Origin of the sequence: Piscibacillus salipiscarius JCM 13188 (assembly GCF_001311865.1) — a bacterium.
GTDB classification, from domain to species: Bacteria; Bacillota; Bacilli; order Bacillales; family Alkalibacillaceae; genus Piscibacillus; species Piscibacillus salipiscarius.
In genome coordinates this window covers 64,238-77,829 of sequence record NZ_BBCD01000005.1, presented here as the reverse complement: position 1 = coordinate 77,829, position 13,592 = coordinate 64,238, and the positions used below count along the sequence as shown (strand labels likewise).

Here is a 13,592-nt window from a genome sequence, read left to right as displayed (position 1 = left end):
CAATTATTTTAATGGTATGTAGCGGTTCTTACTTTAAATCGGTACATGTCTTAACGTATAATATTAAAGTAATGAAGATAGAAGGACGGATTTAAATGGCGAAAAAAGCTGCACCAGTTAAGAAAAATGAATACATAGATTTAGAATTTGTTGATTTGACCCATGAAGGAAATGGTGTCGGGAAAATTGATGGTTATCCAGTGTTTGTCCCGTACGGATTACCTGGTGAAAAAGCTAAAGTAAAAATCGTTAAAGTTAAGAAAAATATAGCTTTTGGCAAGCTAATTGAGTTAATTGAACCAAGCGAAGATCGCATTGAACCACCTTGTGAAGTATTTTACCAATGTGGTGGCTGTCAAATTCAGCACATGACATATGAGCGCCAGCTTAAGATGAAGCAAAAACAAGTGCAAGATGTGATGCACAAAATTGCCCACATGTCGGATGTACCTGTCCACCCTGTTATTGGAATGGACGAGCCGTGGAGTTATCGTAATAAAGTTCAAATTCCTGTTGGCAAACGTGATGGGAAGGTATTAACAGGATTTTATCAAAAACGCAGTCACCGTATAATCAATATGGATACTTGTCCAGTTCAAAACGAGGCGAATGATCATATCGTACGAGAGATGAGCGGTATTATAGAAGAACTTGGCATCGAGCCTTATGATGAAGAAACACATCGTGGTGTGATTCGACACATCGTCGTTCGTTCCGGTTATCATACAGGCGAGATGATGGTCGTTCTTGTGACGCGAACGAAGGACATCCCACACCAAGACAAACTTGTTGAAAAAATTAAAGCATTTGACTCTAATATTAAAGGTATTATCCAGAACTATAACCCTAAGCAGACGAACGTCATCATAGGACGCGAGTCGAAAATGTTATGGGGAAAAGATGTCATTATTGATAAAATCGGAGAGTTGGAATTTGCGATTTCAGCGCATTCTTTCTTCCAGGTGAATCCTGAACAGACTGAGCGCCTCTATGACCAAGCTTTACAATTTGCGAATTTAACCGGTAAGGAAACGGTCATTGATGCTTATTGCGGGATTGGAAGCATATCACTTTTCTTAGCTCAACATGCGAAGAAAGTTTATGGCGTAGAAGTAGTACCACAAGCAGTTGACGATGCAAAGGACAACGCGAAACGAAACCATATTGATAATGCAGAGTTCTTTGTTGGTGAAGCAGAAAAAGTGATGCCTTGGTGGAAAGCACAAGGACTAAAGCCAGATGTCATTGTTGTTGACCCTCCGCGTAAGGGCTGTGATGAAGAACTACTAAAAGCCATGATAGATATGAAACCAGAGAAAATTGTGTATGTATCATGTAATCCATCAACATTAGCTCGTGATATCAAAATTCTGGCTAATGGCGGTTATAGTGCTAAACAGATCCAACCAGTCGATATGTTTCCTCAGAGTAATCATATTGAGAGCGTGACAGAATTGGTGTTGGAAAATTAGTCAAAATTAGCTTAATAAACTAATTAAATATTAAAAATGTATTAAAATATGGGCATTGAATTGTAAAACAATTTAATGCTCTTTTTTTGTATTCGTATAAAATGCGCCTACACAAAAATTAAAATTTTACCATTTTAAAAAAATGTTGTAATAGTGCTCATCTTTACTAGAAATTGAGGTTTGGATAAGAAAAATAAAGGAAATGTATTAACACCTTTTTAGAAATCATATGTTTGATGGTAAGAAAAATTCGCTTAATGCCCTCTAAATTCACTTAAGGTTTTCAAAAGGGTGAGCTTAAAGTTGTATCATTACGTAAGGAGGCACAAAATGAGATTTGCAGGTGTAGGTTTAGTTATGCTCGCTGCTATATGCTGGGGGATTACTGGTGGGATTGCTGATATTTTAATGAGCAAGGGCTGGGACCCTCTTGTGATTTCATTTTACCGTGGTGCTGTTGGGTTTTTAGGTTTTTTGTATGGTTTCTTATGCGCTTTAGACAAAATTGGATCAACTCACCTCAATTATATTTCTGGTCCATATTGGCGGGTATTGGTGTAGCTGGAAACTTTACTTTTTATTTTTTAAGTATTCAAGCCTCAAGTGTAGCTGTGGCAGCTACACTAATGTACACTGCACCTGTAATCGTTCTTTTAATTTCTTTTATATTTCGAATAGAGCGTTCTACTTGGTTTAAATGGGGTAGTATTGCAGGCGTCATTTTAGGGATCGTCCTCCTTACAGGTGCCTATAACACCGATTCGATTTCCGTTAGTTTTATAGGGGTGGCTGCAGGAATTGGTGCTGGTCTTTCCTATGCTGTATTCATTTTTGGCTTTAAAAATGCTTCTTCTAAAGGAAAACCACAGCCATCGTTATTCATCGCCTTTATCACATTTTGTTTAATACTTTTTATCTTTTCGGATAATAGTGAAGCAGCTGCTGTGTTGACATCGAATGATCTAGGTTGGTTTATTCTCATAGGAATTGTGGGGTCAGGTCTATCATTTATACTCTATATGATTGGAATTAGGCGAACTACACCAACAACTGCTTCTATGGTTGCTATGGTAGAACCAGTGACGGCTTCATTATTTGGTGTTCTGATTCTTGGAGATCATTTGTCCATCATTCAACTTCTTGGAATGGTGATCATCTTGTTTACGGTTACTTTACTGTGCGTAAAGCAGTCCGACTAAATTTGTCGAGTAAGGTATCGAGCTAATTATGTTGATTAAAAGGTTCTTTTTAAAGTATATTTTACTGAAAGCTATGGGTAGCTTATAATAGAGTGTCAAACACAAAAGAAAAGTTGGTAGGTTCCAAATGTCAAAACGTAAAAATAATGGGTTCAAAAAGAGACCTAATAAACAATTCAAAAACCAAAATAGACAGGCCGGGACGGGCAAACAAAGCCAAGGTAAGAAAATTGCCACTACTGAAGTCACTTGTCAGGGTCTTACTAGTGAAGGTAAAGGAATCGTTCAATGGGACGGGAAGCAGCTTGAGGTTGAACAGTTACTCCCGGGTGAAAAGGCTGAAGTTACGATTTATAAAAAGGGACGCTTTTTCAATGCAGAAATTAAGCGTCTGATTAATTTCTCAGATGACAGAGCAAGGCAACCTAAAAGTATGATGATGAATGTGGTGGTTGTCAGATTCAGCACATGACCTATGAAGCACAAACTCGGTTCAAGCAAAAGGTCGTCGATGACCTTATGAAACCATTCGGTAAGCCAGAACCGATTATAACCATGGACCACCCTTATGATTACCGAAATAAAAATGTGATGACGTTTGGCCTAAATAAAAAGCGGCAAATAATCAGCGGGCTATACGCACCAAATTCTCATCGAATTATCCCAATGATGGGGTCCATCATTCATGACCCGAAAGCCGATGAGATTATCCAAACGGTCACGGATTTAGCTAAGTCCTTTAAGCTCCAACCATACAACGAAGATACAGGTCAAGGCTTTTTAAGGCACGTCATGGTCAAAGTCGGTAAAAAGAGCGGAGAGATCATGGTTGTGATCGTCGCTGCTTCACCTATGTTCAAAGGTAAGAAGAACTTTGTGAAAGCCTTGCGAAAAGACCATCCTGAAATCTCGACTATTTTGCTAAACATTAATCAAAGAAATGACAGCATGGTACTTGGGGATCAAGAAAAAGTCTTATTTGGTAAAGGAACGATTATAGATACGTTATGTGGTCTTGAATTTGAGATCTCTGCTAAATCCTTTTATCAAATTAATCCTGTTCAAACCGAAAAGCTTTATAACGAAGCTATTGAAATGGCAGGATTGATTGGTAAAGAAAAAGTGGTGGATGCTTACTGTGGAATTGGAACAATCGGACTTGTCGCAAGCAAAAAAGCTGGAAAAGTGATTGGTGTTGAATTAAACAATGATGCAGTTCGAGATGCGATACGAAACTCCAAGCGCAACGGAATACAGAATGCTAGGTTTTATCAAGCTGATGCTGGCGAGTACATGACACAATTAGCTGCGCAAGGTGAGAATATAGATGTTGTCTTTTTAGATCCACCTCGGAGCGGAAGTGATGAAGCCTTTTTATCTAGTTTAGTAAAATTAAAACCGTCTCGGGTCGTATATATCTCTTGTAATCCTGAGACTCAAGCACGTGACTTAAAGTACTTAACAAAAAAGGCTATGAAGTTAAACGAATGCAGCCAGTTGATATGTTTCCACAGACGAGTCATATAGAGTCAATTGCTCTCTTAACAAAACAATCGTAGACTAAGCTTTCAATATTTTCCTAATTAAATTTCCTTGCACTTTTTGGCGATTGCTATTACATTATATAATGGCTAAAGATTACACAAACAATTATTTTGATATAGATTTGTAAGGAAAGGGTTCGAAGTATGATTAAGGATAATTTTTGGCATGAGTTGCCGAAGCCGTTTTTTTGTGCTGGCGCCAATGGAAGCTGTGACGGACGTGGTGTTTCGCCATGTGATTACAGAAGCGGCAAGGCCTGATGTGTTCTTTACAGAGTTTACGAATACCGAAAGTTATTGTCATCCAGAAGGGCGCAATAGCTTGCGTGGTCGTTTGACATACACACAAGATGAACAACCCATTGTAGCTCATATTTGGGGAGATAAACCTGAATATTTCCGTCAAATGAGTATTGGGATGGCAGAAATGGGCTATCGTGGAGTGGATATTAACATGGGCTGCCCGGCACCAAATGTAGCCACAAAAGGTAAAGGGTGTGGACTTATTCGAAGGCCCGATGTTGCTGCAGAAATCGTCCAAGCAGCTAAAGCCGGCGGACTCCCTGTTAGTGTCAAAACAAGACTTGGATATTCAAGAGTCGATGAGTGGCACGATTGGTTAAGGCATTTGTTGGAACAGGATATCGTGAATTTATCCATTCACCTTCGTACCAAGAAGGAAATGAGTAATGTGCCGGCACACTGGGAGCTAATTCCTGAGATCAAAAAACTTCGTGACGAAGTAGCACCACACACACTACTCACCATCAACGGTGATATACCAGATCGTCAAAAGGGGCTGGAGCTCGCTCAAGAATATGGTGTTGACGGTGTTATGATTGGTCGCGGTGTTTTCCATAATCCTTTTGCGTTTGAAAAAGAGAAAAAGAGCACACAAGCGAGGAGTTGCTTGATCTTCTGAGACTGCAACTCGATCTTCATGACAAATATTCTGAAGAACTTGAACCGCGAGTGTTTAAGCCACTTCGCCGTTTCTTTAAAATTTATGTTAAAGGCTTTCGCGGGGCGAGTGAGCTTAGAAATAAACTGATGAGCACGGAAACGACTGATGAAGTCCGCGAATTGCTAGATGCTTACGCAAGCAATTATAAAGAACCTGTGCGTTAATATAACGATTATAGAAGAGCATGTCCGGTGGGATTTGCTCTTTTTTTATCATGTATAATTAAATTAAATCCAACTAAATCCGTTTCTTTTTCATCGGGTATCGTTGTTGAATGGGTTATATAATCAACTCATGAAGGAGGGAATGAATTGCTTAAAAGTATGAACGAAGCGTTAGAGTATATTGAAGATCATTTAAATGAAGAGATAGACTACAAAGAGCTTGAGAAGATATCTGGAACATCTTTATATCATTTCAGAAGGATGTTCACCTTTCTTTCAGGCATGACGTTAGGTGAGTATATACGTAATAGAAGGTTCTCTAACGCCACTTTTGACTTACTGAACGAAGGAATGAGTGTAACTGAAGCAGCCTTTAAATACGGTTATGAATCGGTAGATGGATTTTCACGTGCTTTTAAAGATTGGTCTGGTATTAATCCTTCTAAAGTTAAAATAGAAAATACACTTAAAGCATTCCCAAAACTCTCCTTCCAATTAACGATACAAGGAGGAATAGATATGGACTATAAGATTATGAAAAAAGAACCGTTTAAGATTGTAGGAGTGAAGAAAAGAGTTCCAATACAATTTGAAGGAGAAAATGAGGAGATTTTAAAATTAGCTAGAAGTATTTCACCTGAACAAAGAGAAAAGTTGAATAACTATGCAAATGTAGAACCTTATCAAGTCGTGAACGCCTCTTATAATTTTGAAGGTGATATGCAGGAAGAACAAGGAAGTCTTGATCATATGATTGGTGTGTTAACGACTAAAGAAGTAGACGAAGGTGAATTTGAAGTAGTAGAAGTGCCCGCTTTAAATTGGGCCATCTTTTCGTCTAAAGGTGAATTTCCAAAAGTCATGCAGGACACTTGGGCAAAAATTGCTTCTGAATGGCTACCTTCTTCAGATTATGAATTGGTGGAAGCACCCAATATATCATTTACAGGTGATCTATCTGATCGGTCTAATGTATATAGTGAAATTTGGTATGCTGTAAAGAAAAAAAGGTGAAAAATAGTCGGTTAATAAAGTTACAAACTTTCAAACAAAACGTTTGATTTAATTTTTAGAATCCACCTGAAGGAAGTCCTAATTCGTTAGGGCTTCTTTTTTCTTAGAATTGAAATCATGATACATTTATTATTGTTTTTAGTGTTGCTAAAAAACATATGTCTGTTGCCCCAGAAGGTGTCACAATAAAACATGTCGAGGATGATATCAACAAGTTTGCTATGATTATACAAAGGAAATCATACGCATTCCTTGGAACGAGAAAGTAGATTATTCGTTACTCGAGAAAATAATTGACTTTAATATTTGGGATAAAAAGGATTATACGACTTTTTGGAGAAAATAACTTTTAAGAGGCTGTTGGTTAAGACCAGTCTTTATTTATTTAATAATATTTTTCACTAATACAATAAGTTTTAAAAGTTAACTTTACATAAAGGAAGGTAGTTATGTCTAAGTCATTTTCTCGTGTTTTAATAAAAGACAAAAATCATCGCTTGTTAATGGTTCAAGATCGAAAAGGGGAGTGGAACTTTCCTGGAGGTAAACTCGAAAAAGGTGAATCGCTTCTTCAATGTGCGATTAGAGAAGTAAAAGAAGAAGTTAACGTACAAGTGACGAATTTAATCGAACTCTATGAAGATGTGTTTATTTTCAATGATGTTCACTGGAACGGACTTTTTATTTCGCAAAATCCGCAAACGGCATTCCAACAATAAATGAGTTTGATAAATTTGAAGATATGAAATTTATCGAGCATGATTATGAAGCTGAATTTCATACTGAATTAACAAATACCTATCATGAATTATTTAAACGTGTTGAATCACTTTCTACTGATTGGAATTAATTTAACTGATATAAAAGGAGAATGAATTTGGAAATTTGGGATATCTACGATCAACAAAGAAATAAAACTGAGAGGCAAATGAGACGTGGTGATGCTTTTGGTCTTGAAGATTATCATTTAGTTGTGCATGTATGCCTATTTAACGATAAAGGTGAAATGCTTATTCAACAGCGTCAAACAAATCGTGACCACTGGCCAAGTATGTGGGATTTAACTGTTGGCGGAAGTGCCATTGCTGGTGAGGACCCTCAGCAGGCAGCTGAACGTGAAGTGAAAGAAGAGCTAGGATATGAGATTGATTTAACCAATCAGCGTCCGTCTTTAACAATCAATTTTGATCATGGTTTTGATGATATTTTTATAGTAAAAACGAACGTTGACATCTGTAGTTTACCTATACCTACAGAGGAAGTGCAAGAGGTTAAATGGGCTTCTAAAGATACAATCCTAACAAAAATTGAGGAAGGTTCATTTCTACCGTACTATCATTCTTTAATTCATTTATTGTTTGATATGAAAGATCACATGGGGGCACATCGACTATAGAATTTTATATTAAATGGGCGTTACCTCTAAATCGAGGTAGTGCTCATTTATTTTTTCCTCTTTAAGAGACTTGATTTCTTCTAATAATATAATAGTACACGCCACAATTAACCCAGCAAGTAGAATCATTCCCATATAAGCTGGATGAAAGTATGATGCATAGGCTCCATCTCCTGGTAAAAATCGATAAAAGAATGGCAAAATCCAAAAGATAAGTAGGTAAAATCCAAGCATGGTTCCTAGAATATATTTCATGTCATTTCCCCCTTAATATCATTAGATTACCAATTTTCTGCTTACCACAAATGTCTATACGTAACGTTACTTGAACTTTTATTTGTTCAATCGTAATGATTAAAAAGGACGTTTGGAGGTTTAGAAAATGGCTTCAGGAATCATTGTCATCATATTATTAATTACAATCGGTGTTTTATTATTAAAAGGGAAAGCCACTTTTCTTATTGCTGGCTACAATACATTGTCCGAAACAGAACGTGAAAAATAGACGAATTTAAACTCTCAAAATTCACAGGTAAAATCGTGTTAACCATAGCTCTATCTATTGCGATATTAGTTGCGGCTGATTATTCCGAAGCTAGTATATTTTATTTTATAGGTTTTGGGATAATGATTCTAAGCATAATTTGGGGATTAGCCGTTTTAGTTAAAAAAGATTGGTTTAGACGATAGATAAAGAGGATGCCATACGTGAGCGCGTTCATAATGTTGTTCTGCATGAAGAAGCTGATGAAAAACAGCTGTGCTTATTGGGCTCATTAAAGCATGTAGTTTAGACACAATGATTTTTCAAAAAGTGATCTTCTACAAGCCAAAAACACATTAAACACATTATGAAAATCAACGCTCACAGTAAAGCCGTTGTTGCTGCCACTGCTGCAGCATCTTCTTCTAATAGTTAAGGTTTCTTATTTTCTTCTATCTCTTTTCTCCTTTAATTCACTAACCGTCACAAATTTATATCCCTTCTTCTTAAGCTGTGTAATCATACCATCGACGGAATTTAAAGAAGCATCTCTGTGTTCATACATGACATGCAACAATACAATAGAACCAGGTTCAATGTTCTCAGAGACATAATTGGCGATTGCCTCGGGGTCATCAGAGATGTCGGGCATAAAATCTGGTTCTAAATTCCACATAATTGCTTGTCGGTCATGATTCGATAGGTACAGCGGAAGTGTCACTAGTTTTCTTCCATATGGTGGTCTAAACGTAATCTCTTCTTCGTAACCTATTTCACGAATCAAGCCATCTGTTTTCTCAATTTCCTCTTCAACAAAAGAATAAGATTTGAAGATCATTCTTTTATGAGTGTAAGAATGATTTCCAATTTCATGACCAGCATCAACAATGTTTCTTGCTGCCTCTTTGTTCTGCTCTATTGCCTCTCCTACTAAATAAAACGTTCCTTTAACATTGTGTTCATCTAGTATAGATAGGATTTCATCCGCGTTTGGCCCAGGCCCATCATCAAATGTAAGAGCGACAACCTTATCTTCAGTTTCAATTTGAGTCACTGGATCCCCGATTAATTGAAAGGTTCGTGATTTTGATAGTTCATTAATACCGTAACCTGCCAAGATTATGAATATCAGGATAACTAATATTATTTTTAAGCGTTTTTTTCATTTTTATCACCCTAATTTGATTCCTTCTAGTCTTCTGTCAATTTAATAGATACATATATTATATGATAATATGTTTATAAGAGCTAATGACAAGGGGTTTTTGATATGGGAAAAAGTGAACAAGTTATTTTAACGAATATGTGCATGGTTTATGATGATGAACAAATCTTAGTACAAGATCGTGTCGGAAAATCGTGGCCAGGTATCACATTCCCTGGTGGTCATGTTGAACCAGGGAATCTTTTGTTGATTCAGTCATTAGAGAGGTTTATGAGGAAACGGGTCTTACGATTTTTAATCCAGAGATTTGCGGCGTTAAACAATTTTATACGAAAAATGGTGAGCGCTATATGGTTCTATTTTATAAGACGAATCAGTATAAGGGTGAATTAAAGGCATCGGATGAAGGTGAGGTATTTTGGATTCATAAAAATGAACTTAAAGATTATCAACTAGCAAATGATTTCGAAATCATGTACAAAGTATTTGATTCTAATGAGATCAGTGAATTTTTCTATGATCAGTCAGGTGAGAATTGGAGTGTTAAACTGTTGTAGTTATTTTATGACAGGTATGTCCGAAGGTTTTAATGAATAGTTTATACTAGGACTAAAATTTGAATCTTCCGAATTTTAGTGTAGAATATTAACACAATCAAAAAGGAGGAGGAAGGATTAATGGAGGAGTACAGTCTATCATTTTGGACATGGTTTTGGCTTTTTGTGCCTATGTCTATTGTCGTTATTTTTCTTTCATATCTTTGTTGAGAGGGCGTGACAAACAATAATGGATTCAGCGACTTTAATAACATTTATCATTTACATAGTTGGAATGTTGTTACTAGGAATTGTTGGGTATAAATTAACTAGTAACTTATCGGATTATTTTCTAGGTGGCCGTAAGCTTGGCCCAGGTGTTGCCGCTTTAAGTGCAGGCGCCTCGGATATGAGTAGTTGGCTGCTTCTTGGTTTACCAGGTGCGATTTATCTCTCTGGTTTAGCAGAAGCTTGGATCGCAGTAGGTTTAACGATTGGTGCTTATTTAAACTGGCAGTTCGTTGCGAAGCGATTACGCGTTTTATACTGAAGTATCAAACAATGCGATTACAATTCCTGACTTTTTTGAACAGCGTTTTCGAGATCGTTCTCGTGCACTGAGACTTGCGTCTGCATCAGTTATTCTTTTATTCTTTACGTTTTTATACTGCTTCTGGTCTTGTAGGCGGAGCGAAATTATTTAGTAGTAGTTTCGGTTTATCTATGACGAATGCACTTATTATTGGAAGTATTGTAATTATTGGTTATACATTTCTCGGTGGATTTATTGCCGTTAGCTGGACTGATTTTATTCAAGGTTTATTAATGTTTTTAGCTCTTATAGTATTACCAATTCTGGCTATTCAAAATGCTGGTGGCTGGAATGAAGCCGTTAATGTCGTAGGAAATTTAACTGATGGTCAAAATTTAGAGATGGTTAAAGGTGTCTCAACGATTGGAATTATTTCATCGCTTGCTTGGGGCCTGGGTTATTTTGGTCAACCTCATATCTTGGTAAGATTTATGGCGATTCGATCAACGAAAGACGTTCCGAAAGCTAGATTTATTGGTATGACATGGATGGTATTATCGTTATTCGGTGCCGTTTTTGTAGGGATTGCAGGTTATGCGTATATCGCAACAAATGATGTATCTGCAGCCTTAGCAGAAAGAGGGATTGAAGTATCTGGTGGCGTATTAGCTGACGAAGAGACTGTATTCATAGCTTTAACACAATTATTAACTCACCCAATTGTAGCGGGTATTTTGCTAGCTGCTATATTAGCGGCGATTATGAGTACCGTAGACTCACAGCTATTAGTATCGTCTTCTGCTGTAGCTGAGGACTTTTACAAAGGTTTTATTAGAAAAAATGCTTCAAATAAAGAACTTGTATGGGTAGCTCGTATATCGGTTATTGTAATTGCGCTATTAGCGGTTTGGATCGCTTCAGCGAATGAGAAGCTAGTGTTAGAACTAGTAGCCTATGCTTGGGCAGGATTTGGAGCAGCGTTCGGGCCAATTATCTTGCTTTCGTTATTCTGGAAGCGCATGACACGAAACGGGGCACTGCTCGGTATTATCACAGGTGCCGTAACCGTTGTGGTGTGGTCTGAATTCGTTAAAAGTGACCTATATGAATTAGTGCCTGGATTCTTTTTAGCAGGTGCTGTTGCGATTATCGTTAGCTTACTAGGTCAAGCGCCTAGTCAAGAAATACAAGAGGAATTTGATCAAGCTCGTGAACAAGCGAACGGATAGGTTAAAGGTAGCTCAACTGGATTTCAGTTGAGCTATTTTTTAATAGACAAGGGGATAGGTTAGTCACCCCGTTTAAACTTACAATCAATAGCGACTTACTGCATGTGTGACCATGTCCCGCTCGCTTACTGATAAGTATAACGTGAAAATAACAACATATTTACTAGACAATTCTCTCGGTTACTAGACAATTTGATCCAAATACTAGACAAAAATAAAAATTTACTAGACAAAATTAAACATTTACTAGACAATTTCGCGATTTTACTAGAAGATTTTTCTTAATACTAGACAATTCAAAAGGAGACTGGTTGCTCTCCTCATCATAAAGGTTTCCATCAGTTGATCGATAAATTCTTGAATGTTCACTTCAGTGATTTTTTCATGTATTAAAGAAACACATGGATGATTCTTACACATTTATTAGGCCTTCGCATAGGATAAAGTGGAATAATGGAATTAGAAAGGAGAAAACAATATGTATCACTACCCTGGTGGATATAACCCGTGGTACCAAGCGAGACCGAATAATTGGGGGCCTAATAACTGGAATCAAGCTTCGTGGAACATGATGCCGAATCAACAAATGCCTAATCAAATGAATCAACAGCACTTAATAAGCGGCCGAGAGGATTTTGGTGGAAATCCATTTGTCGTTGATATGGAAAAGGCAACGACAAATAATGATTATTTTAGACGTGCGTTATGGACTGGAGAGTACTTACAGGTAACACTAATGAGTATTGGTGTGGGAGAAGATATCGGACTGGAGGTTCATCCTGACACCGATCAATTTTACGAATTGAAGAAGGGCAAGGTTTGACGATGATGGGTGATAGCGAAAATCGACTAGATTTCAGACAGCCTGTATATGCCGATGATGCGATCATGATTCCTGCTGGAAAATACCATAATTTAATTAACACAGGTAACACACCTCTTAAACTATATTCTATTTATGCACCACCTGAACATCCATTTGGAACCGTGCATGAGACAAAGCAAGATGCAATGGAAGCAGAAGAAAATCACTAATTACTTAGGGGCTTGAAAATCCAAGTCCCTTTTTATATGCTTAGAATAAATGTTAACCGAAAAATAAATCAAGTTAACAATAGAGGGGCGTTATCATGTATTTACTTAGAGGTCATCATCTTTTTTGCTTACTTGGATATAGAGGGATGGGCTACTCAAAAGAATATGTAGAAAACATGACTCAATTACACCAACAGCTAAGACAAGAACCTAAGACTCTAGTAAAGTTTGTAAAAGGTCCGGATTGTCTATGTGAAAAGTACCCCAATTCGGGAGACTATCATTGTGAGGATCAGCACATTTATGACCGGGATGCCACCATATTAGAAAAATTAGGTTTTGAGGTAGGACAAGTTGTACCTTGGACAGAGGTAGAAAATCAGATTAAAGAGAACGTAGTGCCGTCTGATCTATCATCCATCTGCGATACATGTTCTTGGCGTACATATGGAGTTTGCGAGGAAGGTGTTCAAGACATTATAGATGGTAATGGATTAAGGAAGGTTGAATAGGATAGAGTATAGGTAGGAAGCCGTTACCATTTAATAGAGCATTCATAGATTATTAATATAATCCTTAGTAGAAAGGAAATGCTCTATGTGTGATTATTGTAAGAAAAAGAAAGATCATCATCATAATTATTACCTTGATTTATTGTTAGGTTATAAACATGGCACATGTTCTTGTCACAAGAAGAAGCACGTTAAAAAGGTTTGTTGTATTGAAGAGTATGATCATTATGGATGCGGATGCCATAAGTGCCACAAGAAAAAAACTAAAAAAGTCTGTTGTTATTTCTATCATTGGTAGGGGTAAGGAAGTGCCTTACTCCTTTTTTCTATTTAAAGAACCATTAAT

At 37.1% G+C, this 13,592-nt stretch carries 11 protein-coding genes and 5 pseudogenes; 14 read left to right on the top strand and 2 right to left on the bottom strand.

Annotated elements, in window-relative coordinates; translation table 11 throughout:
- Nucleotides 1-95 precede the first annotated feature (95 nt).
- The 9 genes and pseudogenes from rlmD (JCM13188_RS05250) (at nucleotide 96) to JCM13188_RS05220 (ending at nucleotide 7,753) form a co-directional block, all read left to right on the top strand.
- A complete protein-coding gene (rlmD, locus tag JCM13188_RS05250; RefSeq protein ID WP_054752613.1) occupies nucleotides 96-1,472 on the top strand; it encodes a 23S rRNA (uracil(1939)-C(5))-methyltransferase RlmD in 1,377 nt (458 codons plus the stop codon).
- Nucleotides 1,473-1,802: 330 nt separating this feature from the next.
- Nucleotides 1,803-2,671, top strand: a pseudogene (locus JCM13188_RS05245) (DMT family transporter).
- Nucleotides 2,672-2,798: 127 nt separating this feature from the next.
- On the top strand, nucleotides 2,799-3,143 hold the full coding sequence (locus JCM13188_RS18045) for a hypothetical protein (RefSeq protein ID WP_279401422.1): 345 nt from the start codon (nucleotides 2,799-2,801) through the stop codon (nucleotides 3,141-3,143).
- On the top strand, nucleotides 3,140-4,198 hold the full coding sequence (gene rlmD / locus JCM13188_RS05240; protein ID WP_279401421.1) for a 23S rRNA (uracil(1939)-C(5))-methyltransferase RlmD: 1,059 nt from the start codon (nucleotides 3,140-3,142) through the stop codon (nucleotides 4,196-4,198). Before JCM13188_RS18045 ends, rlmD (JCM13188_RS05240) begins: the two co-directional genes overlap by 4 nt.
- A 164-nt stretch (nucleotides 4,199-4,362) precedes the next feature.
- A pseudogene (locus tag JCM13188_RS05235) lies at nucleotides 4,363-5,343 on the top strand (tRNA dihydrouridine synthase).
- Between the two features lie 147 nt (nucleotides 5,344-5,490).
- The gene (locus tag JCM13188_RS05230; RefSeq protein WP_279401420.1) at nucleotides 5,491-6,357 is read left to right on the top strand and encodes an AraC family transcriptional regulator; all 867 of its coding nucleotides are present in this window, start codon (nucleotides 5,491-5,493) and stop codon (nucleotides 6,355-6,357) included.
- 113 nt (nucleotides 6,358-6,470) lie between these two features.
- Nucleotides 6,471-6,703 (top strand): annotated as a pseudogene (locus tag JCM13188_RS18040) (iron chaperone); the annotation flags it as partial.
- A 103-nt stretch (nucleotides 6,704-6,806) separates the two neighbouring features.
- Nucleotides 6,807-7,076, top strand: a complete 270-nt coding sequence (locus JCM13188_RS05225) for an NUDIX hydrolase (RefSeq protein ID WP_054752610.1) — start codon at nucleotides 6,807-6,809, stop codon at nucleotides 7,074-7,076.
- Nucleotides 7,077-7,234: 158 nt separating this feature from the next.
- Complete coding sequence (locus JCM13188_RS05220; protein ID WP_279401419.1) at nucleotides 7,235-7,753, top strand: NUDIX hydrolase; 519 nt, start codon at nucleotides 7,235-7,237, stop codon at nucleotides 7,751-7,753.
- Nucleotides 7,754-7,762: 9 nt separating this feature from the next.
- Here the strand turns inward: JCM13188_RS05220 and JCM13188_RS05215 are convergent, their stop codons facing one another.
- Entirely contained in the window at nucleotides 7,763-8,008 is a 246-nt protein-coding gene (locus tag JCM13188_RS05215; protein ID WP_054752607.1) for a hypothetical protein, read from the bottom strand.
- Between the two features lie 127 nt (nucleotides 8,009-8,135).
- Between JCM13188_RS05215 and JCM13188_RS18035 the strand changes: the two genes are divergently transcribed.
- Nucleotides 8,136-8,258: a DUF3784 domain-containing protein gene (locus tag JCM13188_RS18035; RefSeq protein WP_279401418.1), complete on the top strand. Its 123-nt coding sequence runs from the start codon at nucleotides 8,136-8,138 to the stop codon at nucleotides 8,256-8,258.
- Between the two features lie 421 nt (nucleotides 8,259-8,679).
- On the opposite strand, the gene JCM13188_RS05210 is transcribed toward JCM13188_RS18035, so the two are convergent.
- The gene (locus JCM13188_RS05210) at nucleotides 8,680-9,354 is read right to left on the bottom strand and encodes a polysaccharide deacetylase family protein (protein ID WP_279401417.1); all 675 of its coding nucleotides are present in this window, start codon (nucleotides 9,352-9,354) and stop codon (nucleotides 8,680-8,682) included.
- A gap of 305 nt (nucleotides 9,355-9,659) precedes the next feature.
- Here JCM13188_RS05210 and JCM13188_RS20445 point away from each other — a divergent pair, with 305 nt between their 5' ends.
- From JCM13188_RS20445 to JCM13188_RS05190, 4 genes and pseudogenes are all read left to right on the top strand, one after another.
- Nucleotides 9,660-9,959, top strand: coding sequence for an 8-oxo-dGTP diphosphatase (locus tag JCM13188_RS20445; protein ID WP_500796491.1), 300 nt, complete (start codon nucleotides 9,660-9,662; stop codon nucleotides 9,957-9,959).
- Between the two features lie 229 nt (nucleotides 9,960-10,188).
- Nucleotides 10,189-11,699: pseudogene (gene putP / locus JCM13188_RS05200) on the top strand (sodium/proline symporter PutP).
- Between the two features lie 478 nt (nucleotides 11,700-12,177).
- Nucleotides 12,178-12,734: pseudogene (locus JCM13188_RS05195) on the top strand (cupin domain-containing protein).
- A 95-nt stretch (nucleotides 12,735-12,829) separates the two neighbouring features.
- Nucleotides 12,830-13,246 (top strand): DUF1284 domain-containing protein, encoded by a 417-nt coding sequence (locus JCM13188_RS05190; protein ID WP_054752603.1) that lies wholly within the window; start codon nucleotides 12,830-12,832, stop codon nucleotides 13,244-13,246.
- Nucleotides 13,247-13,592: the final 346 nt, after the last annotated feature.